We start from the raw sequence: 15,244 nt of genomic DNA on the forward strand, positions 1-15,244 counted from the left end.
CTAAGAAAACTTTCAAAATCGTATCAACTATAGCGGGTTTTACCGCCTAATGCACGACAAAGCCCTCCCCACCAAGGGGAGGGCTAAATCCGTTGCTTCTTAGAAGCGAACTGCGGAGTGAATCGGCATGTAGTTCAGGTCGCGCTCCTGAACCGGGACGCCGGAGTTAAGGGCGTCGATGATGGTGCCGTGGCCGGTGTAGATACCAACGTGGGAGGCACCACCGTAGTAGGCGATGATGTCACCCGGCTGCAGCTGATCCAGCGATACCGGGGTACCAGCGCCAGCCTGTGCCTGAGAGGTACGCGGGATCTGCTTGCCAGCCTGAGCGTATGCCCAGCTGGTCAGACCGGAGCAGTCGAAAGCGTTCGGGCCAGCGGCGCCGTAAACGTACGGGGAACCGATTACGGAGCGTGCTGCTGCCAGTGCCTTCTGGCCAACGGTCTGCTGTGCCGGAGCGGCCTGCTTGTGGCCAGCGGCTGCGTAGTTGGTGTTCTGCTGGTTAGAAACCTGACCCAGGGACGGAACGTAGCGGTCAATGTTCGGAACCTGGTCGATGTTCGGGACGTTTTCCAGGCCTGCTACCTCAAAGCGGTAGTCGGTATTAGGTACGACTACCTCTGCTGCCTGTGCGACGCCCGGTGCGACAACTGCTGCGGTTGCAGCCAGTGCTGCAGTAGATGCGATGCGACGGGTGTTCTTAATGCCCTGACGACGGTGCTGTGCCATGAGTAAAACTCCAAATCTTCCTGCGCGCCTACTTCCTTGTAAAGGAAGCTCTGACCCTGGGGGACTAGCGTTCGTTGGGAATCCGTTCCTTTAGGATTTCCTCCACTCGGCCCCTCAGCAGGAGGGGCCAGATGCGGCGCTGTAATTCTTCTGTTTAGATTGAGCACCTTTCGGGCGGTAACTCAATGTCTCGAATAGGTTACGAAATCATCACAAGCAATGTCCATTCGCGACACCAAATCAACCTTTGTTATTGCTTCGTTACCTTCCGTTGACCTTGCCGAGATTTAACCCCCACATAGAAGCAATCGCTCACCGGAGTTAAAACATTTATGGCCACAAGCTGCACGAATAAAGACGGACGACTGTCGCCCAACAAAGGTGTACCCTTGCTATGAAAAACCTCAACAATTAAGAGAATTCTAAATTGTGACTTTCAACACTAGAGTATTTTAGCGGCCCCTTCTCCCCCACCAATTCACTCCTTTTACCGCACGCCTAGAAACTAGCTTTCATCCCAACCACGCCCCGCTTCGGCACCTTTCCTTATGGTGGTTCTAGCTAAACGCTTACCGACGCCCCCCTAAGTCGCTCAATCGACGAGTGCAGCGTGCTTCCAGGCAATAAAACCTTTCGGGCATTCACACCTCCCTGAGCCCACGCACTAGGCCCCTTGGTGCTGTAAAGCACGAGCAAACCACTAACCACCGACAATACGAGCACCAGACCGCGCACTAAACCGACTGCACAACAAGCTTCAGCAGCAGTTCTTCAGATCCTTCAAGATTCATAAAGACTGACAGACACGCAACGGATTTCTTTCAACAGCTCTTGGAGCAGCCAGAAAAATAAGGACTGGGTTCGGAATGAATCCGTATATGCGCAAGACCCGCCCGTGCTCCTTCAACAGGAGCAGGGCGGGTCTGTGAGCGCGTTTCGAGTAATCCTCAGAAAAAGCCGGTTAGATGCGGCCGTTTTCCTCGTCCTCACGGCGGTTAGCCTCATTGAGGCGGCGGAACATCTCCGCTTCCTCGTCGTGGTTATCCGAGTGAATTTCGTGAACTCGGTGCATGAGTGCCGAATCATCAGGGCTGAAGGTGCCCTGCGTCTCGGAATCAGCGAGTCCGAGGTGGTTCAGCTGCTTCGGTACCTGAGCGCCTGCGTACTCGAGCGGAACCGGGTGGCCTTCGGCATCAACTGGGCCGAGCGGCTGGTGAACCTCAATGAAGGCACCATTCGGCATCTGCTTGATAACGCCGGTTTCAATACCGTGCTCCAGTACCTCGCGGTCGGAGCGCTGCAGACCAACGCAAATGCGGTAGGTCATGAAGTACGCAATCGGAGGTAGCACGATGAGGCCGATACGACCAACCCAGGTCATAGCGTTCAGCGAAATCTGGAAGAAGTGTGCCACGTGGTCGTTACCACCGGACAGGGTAACCAGCAGGAAGAACACGATGGCAGCCGCGCCGATAGCGGAGCGGGTAGGAACATCGCGCGGACGCTGCAGCAGGTTGTGGTGTGCATCGTCACCGGTGAACTTCTTCTCCAAGAACGGGTACGCCATAAGTAGGACAACCATGAGACCACACAGCAGAGCTACCCAGAACGCGGAAGGAATGGTGTAGTTGCCGATGTAGAGCTCCCATGCCGGCATGACACGGGCGACACCGTCAGTCCACAGCATGTAGATATCTGGCTGGGAACCAGCGGAAACCTGGGATGGGTTATAAGGTCCAAGCGCCCAGATGGCGTTGATGGTCAGCAGACCAGACATCAGCGCCAGTACGCCAGCCACCATCATGCCCATACCAATCGCCTTGGTGGCGAAGACCGGCATAATGCGGACGCCAACCACGTTATTCTCTGCACGGCCCGGTCCAGGGAACTGGGTGTGCTTCTGGAACCAAACCATAATCAGGTGGGCTGCAATCAGGCCAAGGATGATGCCCGGAATAACCAGAACGTGCAGGATGTAGAAACGATCCAGCATCAGGTCAGACGGGAAGTCACCGCTAAAGATTGCCCAGTGCAGCCAAGTGCCGATAATCGGCAGGCCCAGGATAATGGCGGACATGATTCGCAGACCAACACCGGAAAGCAGGTCATCCGGCAGGGAGTAACCAAGGAAGCCCTCGATCATGCCCAATAGGATAAGTGCGCAACCGATAATCCAGTTTGCTTCACGCGGACGACGGAATGCGCCGGTGAAGAAGATACGCAGCATGTGCGCAACCATGGACATCATGAACAGCAGAGCTGCCCAGTGGTGCATTTGGCGCACGAACAAGCCACCACGAACTTCAAAGGAGATATCCAGCGCGGTGGCGTATGCGCGGGACATTTCTACACCATTAAGCGGTGCGTAGGTGCCGTCGTAAATGACCTTGGTGATAGACGGGTCGAAGAACAGCGCCAAGTAGATACCGGTCAGTACAAGAATGATGAAGCTGTATAGCGCCATTTCACCAAGCATGAAGGACCAGTGGGTCGGGAAGACCTTGTTCAGCTGAGTCCTCAGCACGCCGGCGGCGCTATAGCGCTCATCCATATTGTTGCCCATTTGGGCGAGTTTATTGCTCATTATGACTTACGCTCCCAGAATGCCGGGCCGACAGGCTCAATGAAGTTGCCCTGTGCTACGAGGTAGCCCTCGTCATCCACCGTGATAGGCAGCTGTGGCAGTGCACGAGCAGCAGGACCGAAGACCGGCTTGCCGTACTGCAAAGCATCGAACTGCGACTGGTGGCACGGGCACAGGATTCGGTTGGTCTGAGCCTCGTACAGAGAGGTCGGGCAACCGATGTGGGTACAGATCTTGGAGTAGGCGTAGTAGTCGCCGTGGTGGAAGTCTTCTTGACCTTCGCGCTCGATTGCCTTCTGGGCGTCGTTGTGACGCAGGCGAATCAGCATGACCGCATTGCGGTTACCGTGAATCGAGTGCATGTGGTGCTCGTAGACATCGCGCTCGGCATCGTACTTGTCGCCATCGTTGACGTCTTCTTCTGCCAGCGGGAAGACGGTTTCCATACCGCCTGCCGCCAGATCCTCCGGGCGCACACGAACCAAGCGGGTTACGCCCTTGGTGCTGTAGTGCTCACCGGTTTCACCGGAGTGCTTCTCGGCGATAGTACCGGTGTCGCGGGCCAAGTAGAGCTTGACGCCTTCATTGTGCAGGGTCCAACCGGAAGTCCACAGGGTGCCGTCGCCGGCGTAGTTCATGTTGTGGCGAACCTTCCAAGGGTTCTTAATTGCGCCGCCGAGCGGAGCAATCACGGTAAGACCAAACAGAACGCCGGCGCCGCCCAACAGACCCTGAACGGTCTTGCGGCGACCCAAGGTCGAGGTCTTCCAAGAATCGTTCAGAAGGGCGGTCAGGGTACGGCGGTCAACCTCTTCGGAAGGACCGTCGTGGCGACGCTGAACGGAAATCTCCTCTGGGAGAATCTTCTTAACGTACTGAACGATGGCGATGCCCAAGCCGCAAATTGCGAGGGCTGCAGTAATGCCCAACAGAGGGGTGTAGAGAGTGTGCCAAATGTGGCCCTCCTCCCCTAGCTGCTTGTACTGCCACGGCCAGAACAGATAAACGCCGAGAAACCCGAGGCCGCCGATGACGGACAGGAACAACCAAATAGCAACGTTACGTCCAGCGCGCTTTTCAGCTGGGTCGCCTTCGACTGGGAATCGCTCCTTGCGGAACGCAACGGTGACGTCGTCGAGCTCGGTACCAAGAGCAGCGAGTTCATCGTTGCTCATCTTGTCGAGCTCAGCATTAGTGTAATTCTTCTTCACATTGCTCATGAGCGCGATCCAATCCACATAGCGGCAGCGCACAGGGCGCTAATGCCGATAATCCACATTGCCAGGCCTTCCGCTACTGGGCCGAGACCACCAAGGTCCCAACCTGCAGGAGACGGCGTTTCCTTTGCAGATTTGAGGTAGGCAATGATGTCCTTCTTCTCATCTGCGGTCAGCTGGCGGTCAGAGAACTTAGGCATGTTCTGCGGGCCGGTCAGCATTGCCTGGTAGATTTCCTGCTCGCTTGCCGGAGCAAGCTCCGGAGCGAACTTACCGGAGGACAGCGCGCCGCCTTGGCCGGTGAAGTTGTGGCAGGAGGCGCAGTTCATGCGGAAGAGCTCGGAGCCCTTCGCTACGTCTTCTGCCTGGATTTCGCCATTGTAGTTAGCACCACGCAGCGATTCCTGGGCAACGCTTCCGTCGTCGTTGTAGACAATGTCAGCGCCGCCACCGTTAGCTGCAACATATGCAGCCAAGGCCAGAGTCTGCTGCTCGGTGTAGCGGGGAGCCTTGCGCTCTGCCTGTGCGTCGTTAGACATCATCGGCATACGGCCGGAGTGCACCTGGAAGTACACGGAACCAGCGCCGATACCAACGAGGGACGGACCACGACCTTCGATGCCCTGCAGATTGGCACCGTGGCAGGTGATACAAGCGGTGTCATAGATGTCCTTACCCTCTTGGACGAGGGCTTGGTCATCTTTTTCCGCCGTGGCGACCTGTGCGTCCGGGGTCAAGGCAGAAGCCAGGACGCCCGCACCGGACAGGCCAATCGCCAAAGCGAAGCCACCGGCAAGGGTGCGCTTCGCCTTGCGGCGACGGCGGGTCTTCTTAGCCGCCGCAGTGGTCTGCTCCACTGCCACGGACTGCGAATTGTTATCCATCATTTTCCTTTAGATAACTCGAACACGGGAGGACTGTTTGGGGATCTTGGCCAGGCTACTGGACCAAGTAAATAACGGTGAAAACGCCGATCCACACAACGTCAACGAAGTGCCAGTAGTAGGACACTGCCATTGCTGCGGTCGCCTGTGCCGGCGTGAACTTGGACTTAGCAACGCGCGCGAGAATGATTGCAAAAGAAATCAAACCCGCCGTCACGTGGGCAGCGTGGAAGCCGGTGATGATGTAGAACACCGAGCCAAAGACGCTGGCCTGGATAGTCACACCTGCGTGAATCAACTCGGTCCACTCGAACGCCATGATGCCCAGGAACACAACGCCCAGTACTAGCGTCACGGTGTACCAGAGTCGAAGCTTGTAAACGTCACCCCTTTCTGCGGCAAACACACCGAACTGCGAGGTCACAGAAGAAGAAATCAGCACTGCCGTAATGAGGAAACCCATGGGCAGGTTGATATGAGCGGTGTGCTCCGCCCAATCGCCTTCCTGACCGTTTGCTCGCGAGGTAAACCACATCGCGAACAGTCCGGCAAAGAACATCAATTCCTGAGACAGGAACACGATGGTGCCTACACTGACCATATTGGGTCGGTTCAGTGAGGCAGCACGTGGTGCTGTCATACCTTGGTTAGAAACTACGCTCGTCACAGTGGCTATTATGGCTGTTCCGAGCGCTGAAGTCACCTCGATTCCCCCCGTTATCTCTATTCTTTTTTGATGCTTTATCCAGTAAACGTTCAGCGCGAATACGTGAAAAACTTTATTTCTCCAATCGGGAACTTTTCGCCCTGCTTTACGACGCCCCATTGACGCAGGTGACGCCACACGTCGGGCCCCGCCCTGAATTTCCGAATTGTCCCAGACGCCCGACGTCCCCACTTATCCATACACCAATCCGTGCGCCAGGCCCCGTTGTTTGGAGAGATAAATCACATTCCGCCACCCCCCTAAACGCCCAGCTTTACAACTTTCGAACGACCCCCGCAAAAATCTACTCCTACGTGGCAGAATGCAGAAGAAGCGCTATCGCGAACTCGCGGAATAGTCAGTTACCCCTCCCCCACCGGTAAATCTTTTTGGAACTTTCGGGAACTTTCTGACGCCGCGAACGACGCTGGATCGCCAAAGCCCTCCTAGCCATGATGACTAGGAGGGCGGAGAAGTTTTAGGCAGGGATTCCTTTATATCGAGGAATTAGTGCTTTTCCTTCGGCAGGCCGTACTGCAGGGACAGGCCGGTGCAGGCCGCGATGAGGCAGACAGCGCCGAGGGCAATCAGCCAGAAGTAAAGGAAGATGACGCCCAAGCCAAGAATGCCGATCGCACCGGCCATGGCCAGCGGCCAGATGGAGCTTGGGGAGAAGAAGCCCAAGATACCGGCAGCATCTTCGGTTTCCGCTTCTTCCCAATCTTCTGGCAGGACGTCACTGCGGTCATCAGTGAAGTGGAGGTAGGCACCTAGCATCATGCACAGCAGGAAGGCGAGGAACATTCCCACGATACCGACCCACTCGGCACCGTAGAGGTAGCCGTCGTCCTTAACGAAGGTGACGCCGAAGATGTAGACAATCAGCGAGACAAGAAGGTACGTCGCGATTGAGTAAAAGACTTTTGATGTTGCACGCATTGTGTTGTGTCCTTATCTCTTATGCCGCGGTGTTCACGTAGTTGTCGCCCTTAGCGGTATCACGCTCACCGGAGAACGGGTGGGTGGTTACCGCATATGGGTCCTGGCCGATTTCTTCCAGAGCTTCCGCGTTGGTGGCTTCTGGGTTGTCCTCGCGGAACTTCAGGTAGGTGTTGAAGTCCTCCGGAGAGACAACGCGGATTTCAAAGTTCATCATCGAGTGGTAGGTACCGCACATCTCAGCACAACGGCCAACGAATGCGCCCTGCTTCTCAATCTTTTCTACCTGGAAGCTACGCTCCTGAGCGTTTGCCTCAGGGTGTGCGTAGACGTCGCGCTTGAACAAGAACTCCGGTACCCAGAATGCGTGGGACACGTCGCCCGAAGCGAGACGGAACTCAATCGCGGTATCGGAAGGAAGAACCAGAACTGGAACCTCTTCGGTGGTACCGACGGTCTCAATCTTATTGTAGTTCAGGTAGGAAAGATCGCCCATGGACTTGCCGTGGATTGGGTTCGGGTTGTCCACACCTTCAGGGTCGCGAGCGGTCTTCTCTGCCTCAGCCTGACGCTCCTTATCGGCACCGTCGTAGTTCTCACCATTGACATGGTTCTCGGCATAACCGAACTTCCAGTTCCACTGGAACGCGGTGACGTCGACGACAACCTTCGGATCCTTATCCAAGGCGGTAACCTTCTGCTGAGTCTGAACAGTGAAGAAGAACAGGCCCATGATGATAAGGATCGGGACGATGGTCAGAACCATCTCCAGCGGAACGTTGTACTGAATCTGGCGCGGGAACTCGCCCTTGCCATCCTTCTTTGCCTTCTTCGCGCTCCAGCGGAAGATTGCAGTGAGGAACAGGCCCCACATAATAAAACCAACGATCCATGCGGCAACCCAGACCCAAATCCAGAAGTTGTACATGGCCTCTGCCTCAGGGGTAATGCCCTTCGGCCAACCGAATCCCAGGAGGTTCTCTACAGCAGTTGGCGCCTGAACGTCACAACCTGCCAGAGCGAGTCCACCCAGGGCAAGTGCGCCAGCTACGCCCGCCTTACGGGCAAAGGTGCGCTTATTACGCTGTCCCACGTGTGTTCTGCCTTTCTGTCCACACAAAACTTCTCGAATACTCACAGAGCACTCTTACCCAATCAGAATAGAGGATAATTGCCAGATTCCCAGCCTGTTTAAAGGCATAAAAGGGCACCTAGTGCGCTCATTTCATATTCTCCTTCTGGTAGGTTACCGCCCCACCTGCACAATGTTCCAACCGCACCCCCAGTAGCCATAGACTCCGTGTGTGCCAATTCACAGAATTACCTTGGAACCATCATCCGAAAGTTCGCACCCCTATCGGGGAAGCTAATTCCAAGGCAGTCGGCAGGTTTCCTTAAGCCGTGGCGTGTTCTGGTTTCACGCTCTCTAGCCGTAAAGTGGGTGACTAGCAATAGACGCTTATATATAAGGAGCAATCTTTACATGTGCGGACTTCTTGGCATGCTCGCCGCCACAGGCAACGTAGATAAGTACGTTGACGCGCTGGAACGTTCCCTGCCCTGCATGCGCCACCGCGGTCCAGATGCCGCCGGCACGTGGCATGACGGCGATGCCGCGTTCGGCTTCAATCGTCTGTCCATTATCGACCTGGAGCACTCCCACCAGCCCCTCCGCTGGGGTCCGGAGGACCAGCCCGACCGCTACGCCATGACGTTTAACGGCGAAATCTACAACTACGTAGAGCTACGCGAGGAGCTCAAAGGCCTCGGCTACACCTTCCACACCGAGGGTGATGGCGAGCCCATCGTGGTGGGCTACCACCACTGGGGCAAGGACGTAGTCAACCACCTGCGCGGCATGTTTGGCATCGTCATCTGGGATACCCACACCAAGACGATGTTTGCTGCTCGTGACCAATTTGGCATCAAGCCACTGTATTACGCCACCACCCCAGCAGGAACCGTCTTCGCTTCCGAAATGAAGTGCATCCTTGAAATGGCAGACGAGATTGGTCTAGAGCTCAACCTTGACCGACGCGCCATTGAGCACTACGTCGACCTGCAGTACGTCCCGGAGCCAGAATCCCTCCACGCGAATATTCGCCGCGTTGAATCCGGCTGCACTGTCAGTCTTCACCCGGGCGAAGATGTCGTTTCCGAGCGCTACTTCAAGCCCCGTTTCCCTGTGCAACAGGTAAAGCAAGGCGAAGAGCAGCAGCTATTTAACCGCATTGCAGAGGCGCTGGAAGATTCCGTCGCTAAGCACATGCGTGCCGACGTCACCGTGGGTTCCTTCCTATCTGGCGGCATTGACTCCACCGCTATTGCCACCCTGGCCAAGCGCCACAACCCAGATCTACTGACCTTTACCACCGGTTTCGAGCGCGAGGGCTATTCTGAGGTCGATGTCGCGGCAGAGTCCGCGGAAGCTATTGGTGTAGAGCACATCGTCAAGATTGTTTCCCCTGAAGAATACGCCGAGTCCATCCCGAAGATCATGTGGTACCTGGACAATCCGGTGGCTGATCCCTCGCTGGTCCCGCTGTACTTTGTGGCGCAGGAGGCCCGCAAACACGTCAAGGTAGTTCTTTCCGGTGAGGGCGCAGACGAGCTCTTTGGCGGCTACACCATCTACAAGGAACCACTGTCCCTTGCCCCATTTGAAAAGATCCCGTCCCCACTGCGCCGCGGTCTGGGCAAGCTCTCCCAGGTTCTGCCCGAGGGCATGAAGGGCAAGTCGCTGCTTAATCGCGGCTCGATGACGATGGAAGAGCGCTACTACGGCAACGCTCGTTCCTTTAACTTTGAGCAGATGCAGCGCGTTATCCCGTGGGCAAAGCGCGAATGGGACCACCGCGAGGTTACCGCTCCCATCTACGCCCAGTCCGAGGATTTTGATCCGGTTGCCCGCATGCAGCACCTGGATCTATTCACTTGGATGCGCGGTGACATTCTGGTCAAGGCCGATAAGATCAATATGGCCAACTCGCTGGAGCTGCGCGTGCCATTCTTGGACAAGGAAGTCTTCAAGGTTGCCGAGTCCATCCCTTATGACCTGAAGATCTCGCACGGCACCACCAAATACGCCCTGCGCAAGGCCATGGAACAGATCGTCCCGGCGCATGTTCTGCATCGCAAGAAGCTGGGTTTCCCAGTACCGATGCGCCACTGGCTGGCCGGCGATGAGCTTTATGGCTGGGCCCAGGACACCATTAATGAATCCCAGACCGAGGACATCTTCAATAGGAAGGAAGTTCTCGAGATGCTCAAGGAGCACCGAGATGGCGTTTCCGATCACTCCCGCCGCTTGTGGACCGTGCTGTCCTTTATGATCTGGCACGGCATCTTTGTGGAAAGGCGCATCGATCCGCAGATCGAGCAGCGCGACTACCCAGTCAAGCTCTAAGAGCCTTCCACACACATAAAGAGGGTGGGTGCCAGTGGCACCCACCCTCTTTTCTGTCCTTCTATTTAGTTGAAGGAATCGCCACAAGCGCAAGAGCCGGTGGCATTCGGGTTATCAATGGTGAAACCCTGGGACTCGATGGTGTCAGCGAAGTCAATCTTGGCACCGGTCAGGTAGGGAACGGACATCTTGTCCACAACGAGGTTTACGCCGCCTACCTGGTCAACCTTGTCACCATCCAAGGTGCGGTCATCAAAGTAGAGCTGGTAGCGCAGGCCAGCGCAGCCACCAGGCTGGACGGCAATGCGCAGGGAGAGATCGTCGCGGCCTTCCTGATCAAGCAGCGCCTTTGCCTTTGCGGCTGCTGCTTCAGTCAGAATGACGCCGGTTGCGGAAGCTGGAGCGGTCATCACTTCTCCTCAATAAGTATTGGATTCGTTGCCACTACCCTACCCGGTTAGTTCAGGTGGGAAAAGGTAGCCCATATCTACAACACCATCTGGGCCGGGCCTATTCCCCTATTCACACCTAAACCTTGTAGTGTGAGGAACGTGAAACTCCCGTGGCAAAAAGATGACAAGACCTCCACTGAGACTGCTCCTGTACAGGACAAAGCTCAGGCAGAAGTTCAGAAAGAGCCCCAGCGCAAGGGCTATACCCCACCGAAGGGTCGCCCTACGCCAAAGCGCGCAGAGCAAGAGATCGCGCGCGGTGTAAAGCGCGATCCCCATGGCATGTCCGAAGCACAGCGCTACCAGCACCGCAAGGACATGAAGAAGTCCATGAGCAAGGACGAGTGGAAGGAATATAAGAAAAAGGAGCGCCAAGAGCGCCAGCAGGCAAATCGCGAGCAGCAGGCCCGCATGGCAGAAGGCGATCCGCGCTTCCTACCCGCCCGCGACCAGGGTGCCGAGCGCGCCTATGTGCGCGATTGGGTGGATGCCCGCCGCAGCCTGAGCAACTGGGTCATGCCGATGGCCTTGGTGCTCATCGTGGTCATGTTCTTGACCTACGCGGTACCCAGCATTGCAACAATCATCAACGCGGTAGCGATGGTTATCCTCATCATCTTCGCCATCGAGGGCTTCATTTTGGCCCGCCGCTGCAATAATGCCGTGCGCGCCAAGTTCCCCGGCACCACTGAAGCCGGCTTTAGCCTTGGTTTTTATGCGTATTCTCGCGCCAGCCAGCCGCGCAAGTGGCGCATCCCGCGCCCCCGCGTGGAGCTCGGTGCTGACGTTTAGGGGGACTACTCATGGCCATTCCGCAGCCCGATAAGAAGGCACATACTGCACAGGACGCGCAGCTCGCCCCTTGGGGGCGCCTGACCGACGCCGCGCAATGGCTGGCTGCTTGCCAAGGCGCGGCACCGGCCCATGAGCCGCAGCGCGTGCGCGCCGTAATTTTCGCGGATCAAGAGACCTCGCTTTCGGCCGCTGAGACCGCTGCGCGTCGCGCCGAGGCCGGGCTGAATGTAGTCACCGTGACGGATTATTCCCAGGCCTACAGCCTTGGAACCGCAGCAGCGGATGCGGAAATTGATGCCGGGGCTGACCTACTCATTCCCGGCGGCGAAGAACTCGCCCGAGTACCGGCCGTGGTAATGGCAACGATGACGCAGACGGAGCCGGTAGTGATCGTCGGCAAGCAGCGCAGCGTGGAAGACTGGAAGCGCGAGGTCTGCGCTATCCGGGACGCTATGTTCCGCGCCCGCAACCTCGAAGGCATGGAGCTGGTTGAATCGTGCCAGTCCACGGTGCTAGCAGCTACGGTGGGGTTCATTGCCCGAGCCGCGGAGCGCCGTACGCCCCTGCTTATCGATGCCCCCTTGACCGCCACCGCCGCGCTGCTTGCCGAGCGCGATAATCCCGGTGTGAAAGAGTGGCTCTTCGCCACCACGCTGTCCAGTGCCCCTGCGCATAAGTTGGCACTGGAACAGCTAGGGCTCCACCCCCTGCTTGAGCTGGGAATGGAGCCACAACCTGCGCTCGGCGCCCTCGCGGCGCTGCCAATGCTGCTCACCGGAGTGGAGATCGCCGCGGACGCCTAAGCGGGGACTACTTCACTAGGGTATGGAGCCAACCGTGGGTATCCTCCACTTCGCCGCGCTGGATTCCGGTGAGGCGCTCGCGCAGGGCCATGGTGATCTCACCCGCTTCATTGCCATTGACCTGGAAATCCGCAGAATCTCCCAATACGTGACCCACCGGCGTAATAACCGCGGCAGTGCCACAAGCAAAGGCCTCTGACATCGCGCCGGATTCGGCATCGCGCTGCCACTCTTCGGTAGTAATGCGGCGCTCGGTGACCTTGCAGCCCAAATTCTGCGCTACCTGCAATAGGGATTCGCGGGTAATGCCGGGCAGCAAGGAGCCCGATAGTTCTGGTGTAACAATCTCCGCGCTATCACCAGAGCCATACACAAACATCAGGTTCATTCCGCCCATCTCCTCGATGTAACGGCGCTCGATGGCGTCCAACCAGACCACCTGGTCACAGCCCTTTTCATCTGCCTGGGCCTGCGCCAAGAGTGAGCCTGCGTAGTTGCCCGCAAACTTGGCCGCGCCGGTGCCGCCAGGGGCTGCGCGCACGTAGTCAGTGGACAGCCACACCGAAACCGGCTTGATTCCGCCGCTGAAGTAGGAACCCGCTGGGGAGGCAATAAGCACGTAGCGGTAGGAATTGGCGGGGTGAACGCCCAAGGAGACCTCGGTGGAGATCATAAACGGGCGCAGGTACAGCGCTGCTTCCCCGCCGGCTTCTGGTACCCAGTCCTGATCCACCTCAACCAATTGGCGCAGGGACTCGATAAACTCCTCCTGCGGAAGCTCGGGCATAGCCAGGCGCTCAGCGGAGTTGATTAAGCGCTGCGCATTGTGGTCTGGACGGAAGGTAGCGATAGAACCATCCGGCTGACGGTAGGCCTTGATACCCTCAAAGATCGCCTGGCCATAATGGAATACATTGCTGGCCGGGTCCATGCTCATCGGACCATACGGGCGCACCTGAGCATCGTGCCACCCTTTTTCTTCAGTCCAGTCAATGGTGACCATGTGGTCTGTAAAGTGCTTGCCAAAGCCGGGATTGGCGAGGATATCGCTCAAGTTTTCCGCGGACGTAGGGCTATCAGAACGAGTAATCGTGTAATCAAGCATGCCCACAATCTACCCCTTTATCTATAGCAAGGCAGGAATAAGTTCATCGCCGCGCGGTACAGTGGTGGGAAGATTGATAAGCCTTTCCACAAAGGAGGAGACAATGGCACAGTCCGATCTACCAGCACGCGGCCACTTTCCCCAGGTAAAGCTGGGAAAGAAGGTTCCTAAGAAGGCGGAAGCTCTACTTATCGCCGCTTTCGAGGGCGAAGGCGGCCTAGAACTGCCAGGCACCGATCTGCTTGGGGGCGCGGCGCTGCGCTCCACTTATGAAGCACTGGTGGCCGTAGGGGCCTCTGGCAAGGCCGGTGAGGTCACGCGCGTGCCGGCCCCAGCCAAGGCGGGTGTAGCATCCATCATCGCCGTTGGCTTGGGCGATGCGGAAGAAGTAGACGATGAGACGCTGCGCCGCGCTGCCGGCCAAGCCTCCCGCTCTATCACCAAGGTGGGGGCCGTAGCCACCTCCCTGGGCGATTTTGGAATCAGCCCGGTGGTGGAAGGCCTTATCCTCGGCGGCTATAAGTATTCTGGCCTGCGCTCCGAGTCAGCAGCGGAGACCACCACCTACACCGTGGTGGCGGAGAAGTCCGCTCAACAGGAGTTCGACAGCGCCAAGATTACCGCCGAGTCCGTCCTCATCGCCCGCGACCTAGTCAATACCCCTTCCAACCTGCTCTACCCAGAAACCTACGCCGCGTTCCTGTCTGCCCAAGCGGCAGAAGCCGGCCTTGAGGTGGAGGTCTTGGATGAAAAGGCGCTGGAAAAGCAGGGCTTTGGTGGCATCATGGCCGTCGGCCGTGGATCCGCCCGCCCGCCGCGCTTGGTCCGCTTGAGCTGGAAGCCGAAGAAGGCCAAGCGCCACGTCGCTTTGGTGGGCAAGGGCATTACCTTTGACACCGGCGGAATTTCCCTGAAGCCGGGCGCCAAGATGTGGGACATGATTTCTGACATGGGCGGTTCCGCTGCAATGGCCGCTTCCATCATCGCTGCGGCAAAGCTGAACCTGAAGGTGGGCATCACCGCTACCCTGCCGCTGGCAGAAAACATGCCGGGCAGCGATGCTACCCGCCCGGGCGATGTCATCACCCATTACGGCGGCATTACCTCCGAGGTTCTCAACACTGACGCGGAGGGCCGCCTCGTGCTTGCCGACGCCATTGCGCGCGCCAGCGAGGACAACCCCGATTTCCTCATCGAAACCGCGACCTTGACCGGCGCCCAGATGGTCGCCCTGGGTGAGCGCACCGCCGGCGTGATGGGTTCGGAAGAATTCCGCGATCGCATGGCCGAGATTGGCCGCGAGGTGGGCGAAAAGGCATGGGCCATGCCTTTGCTAGAAGAACACGAGGAATCCGTGAAGTCCGCCAGCGCCGATATCCGCAATATCAACGCCAAGCGTGAGGGTGGCATGGAATACGCCGGCACCTACCTCCAGCACTTCGTGGGCGAGGGAATCGAATGGGCCCATATCGATGTGGCTGGCCCTTCCTTCAACACCACGGGCGCTTATGGATACACCCCGAAGATGGGCACCGGCGTGCCCACCCGCACAGTGGTTGCCGCCCTGCGCGAGATTGCTGAATTAAAGTAGCACCCCAGCAGGCTTAGTGCGTTTAGAATCCTA

The 15,244-nt window shown here is 57.5% G+C and carries 13 protein-coding genes; 4 read left to right on the forward strand and 9 right to left on the reverse strand.

Going from position 1 to position 15,244, the window contains the following annotated elements:
* Positions 1-99 precede the first annotated feature (99 nt).
* The 7 genes from QP934_RS02780 to QP934_RS02810 form a co-directional block, all read right to left on the reverse strand.
* Positions 100-729: a C40 family peptidase gene (locus QP934_RS02780; protein WP_337888179.1), complete on the reverse strand. Its 630-nt coding sequence runs from the start codon at positions 727-729 to the stop codon at positions 100-102.
* A 961-nt stretch (positions 730-1,690) separates the two neighbouring features.
* Positions 1,691-3,313 carry a cytochrome bc complex cytochrome b subunit gene (locus QP934_RS02785; protein ID WP_337888180.1) on the reverse strand — a complete coding sequence of 541 codons (1,623 nt, stop codon included), beginning with the start codon at positions 3,311-3,313 and terminating at the stop codon, positions 1,691-1,693.
* Complete coding sequence (locus tag QP934_RS02790) at positions 3,313-4,533, reverse strand: ubiquinol-cytochrome c reductase iron-sulfur subunit (protein ID WP_198491715.1); 1,221 nt, start codon at positions 4,531-4,533, stop codon at positions 3,313-3,315. The genes QP934_RS02785 and QP934_RS02790 overlap by 1 nt, the downstream gene beginning before the upstream one ends.
* Entirely contained in the window at positions 4,530-5,417 is an 888-nt protein-coding gene (locus QP934_RS02795; RefSeq protein WP_005324465.1) for a c-type cytochrome, read from the reverse strand. Before QP934_RS02795 ends, QP934_RS02790 begins: the two co-directional genes overlap by 4 nt.
* A 52-nt stretch (positions 5,418-5,469) precedes the next feature.
* Complete coding sequence (locus QP934_RS02800) at positions 5,470-6,054, reverse strand: cytochrome c oxidase subunit 3 (RefSeq protein WP_193393064.1); 585 nt, start codon at positions 6,052-6,054, stop codon at positions 5,470-5,472.
* A 573-nt stretch (positions 6,055-6,627) separates the two neighbouring features.
* Positions 6,628-7,059, reverse strand: a complete 432-nt coding sequence (locus tag QP934_RS02805) for a cytochrome c oxidase subunit 4 (RefSeq protein WP_049377673.1) — start codon at positions 7,057-7,059, stop codon at positions 6,628-6,630.
* A gap of 19 nt (positions 7,060-7,078) precedes the next feature.
* Entirely contained in the window at positions 7,079-8,152 is a 1,074-nt protein-coding gene (locus QP934_RS02810; protein WP_284786815.1) for a cytochrome c oxidase subunit II, read from the reverse strand.
* Positions 8,153-8,542: 390 nt separating this feature from the next.
* Between QP934_RS02810 and asnB the strand changes: the two genes are divergently transcribed.
* Positions 8,543-10,465, forward strand: coding sequence for an asparagine synthase (glutamine-hydrolyzing) (asnB, locus tag QP934_RS02815; RefSeq protein WP_419126749.1), 1,923 nt, complete (start codon positions 8,543-8,545; stop codon positions 10,463-10,465).
* Between the two features lie 65 nt (positions 10,466-10,530).
* Here the strand turns inward: asnB and QP934_RS02820 are convergent, their stop codons facing one another.
* Positions 10,531-10,875 carry a HesB/IscA family protein gene (locus QP934_RS02820; RefSeq protein WP_005324455.1) on the reverse strand — a complete coding sequence of 115 codons (345 nt, stop codon included), beginning with the start codon at positions 10,873-10,875 and terminating at the stop codon, positions 10,531-10,533.
* 141 nt (positions 10,876-11,016) lie between these two features.
* Here QP934_RS02820 and QP934_RS02825 point away from each other — a divergent pair, with 141 nt between their 5' ends.
* Together QP934_RS02825 and QP934_RS02830 are read left to right on the forward strand one after the other, a co-directional pair.
* Positions 11,017-11,709 (forward strand): DUF3043 domain-containing protein, encoded by a 693-nt coding sequence (locus QP934_RS02825; protein ID WP_284836324.1) that lies wholly within the window; start codon positions 11,017-11,019, stop codon positions 11,707-11,709.
* An 11-nt stretch (positions 11,710-11,720) separates the two neighbouring features.
* A complete protein-coding gene (locus QP934_RS02830; RefSeq protein ID WP_419126750.1) occupies positions 11,721-12,515 on the forward strand; it encodes a nicotinate-nucleotide--dimethylbenzimidazole phosphoribosyltransferase in 795 nt (264 codons plus the stop codon).
* A gap of 7 nt (positions 12,516-12,522) precedes the next feature.
* On the opposite strand, the gene QP934_RS02835 is transcribed toward QP934_RS02830, so the two are convergent.
* Entirely contained in the window at positions 12,523-13,620 is a 1,098-nt protein-coding gene (locus QP934_RS02835) for a branched-chain amino acid aminotransferase (RefSeq protein WP_419126751.1), read from the reverse strand.
* Positions 13,621-13,723: 103 nt separating this feature from the next.
* On the opposite strand from QP934_RS02835, the gene QP934_RS02840 reads away from it, so the two are divergent.
* Positions 13,724-15,211: a leucyl aminopeptidase gene (locus tag QP934_RS02840; protein ID WP_419126752.1), complete on the forward strand. Its 1,488-nt coding sequence runs from the start codon at positions 13,724-13,726 to the stop codon at positions 15,209-15,211.
* The last annotated feature ends 33 nt before the right edge of the window (positions 15,212-15,244 follow it).

The organism is Corynebacterium sp. MSK122 (genome assembly GCF_030229435.2).
In the GTDB taxonomy this organism is placed as follows: domain Bacteria; phylum Actinomycetota; class Actinomycetes; order Mycobacteriales; family Mycobacteriaceae; genus Corynebacterium; species Corynebacterium marquesiae.

Excerpts from the sequence above, each read along its gene's own strand:
- QP934_RS02780 (WP_337888179.1), bottom strand. The coding sequence starts at position 729 with ATGGCACAGCACCGTCGTCAGGGCATTAAGAACACCCGTCGCATCGCA.
- QP934_RS02785 (WP_337888180.1), bottom strand. The coding sequence starts at position 3,313 with ATGAGCAATAAACTCGCCCAAATGGGCAACAATATGGATGAGCGCTAT.
- QP934_RS02790 (WP_198491715.1), bottom strand. The coding sequence starts at position 4,533 with ATGAGCAATGTGAAGAAGAATTACACTAATGCTGAGCTCGACAAGATG.
- QP934_RS02795 (WP_005324465.1), bottom strand. The coding sequence starts at position 5,417 with ATGATGGATAACAATTCGCAGTCCGTGGCAGTGGAGCAGACCACTGCG.
- QP934_RS02800 (WP_193393064.1), bottom strand. The coding sequence starts at position 6,054 with ATGACAGCACCACGTGCTGCCTCACTGAACCGACCCAATATGGTCAGT.
- QP934_RS02805 (WP_049377673.1), bottom strand. The coding sequence starts at position 7,059 with ATGCGTGCAACATCAAAAGTCTTTTACTCAATCGCGACGTACCTTCTT.
- asnB (WP_419126749.1), top strand. The coding sequence starts at position 8,543 with ATGTGCGGACTTCTTGGCATGCTCGCCGCCACAGGCAACGTAGATAAG.
- QP934_RS02820 (WP_005324455.1), bottom strand. The coding sequence starts at position 10,875 with ATGACCGCTCCAGCTTCCGCAACCGGCGTCATTCTGACTGAAGCAGCA.
- QP934_RS02830 (WP_419126750.1), top strand. The coding sequence starts at position 11,721 with ATGGCCATTCCGCAGCCCGATAAGAAGGCACATACTGCACAGGACGCG.
- QP934_RS02835 (WP_419126751.1), bottom strand. The coding sequence starts at position 13,620 with ATGCTTGATTACACGATTACTCGTTCTGATAGCCCTACGTCCGCGGAA.
- QP934_RS02840 (WP_419126752.1), top strand. The coding sequence starts at position 13,724 with ATGGCACAGTCCGATCTACCAGCACGCGGCCACTTTCCCCAGGTAAAG.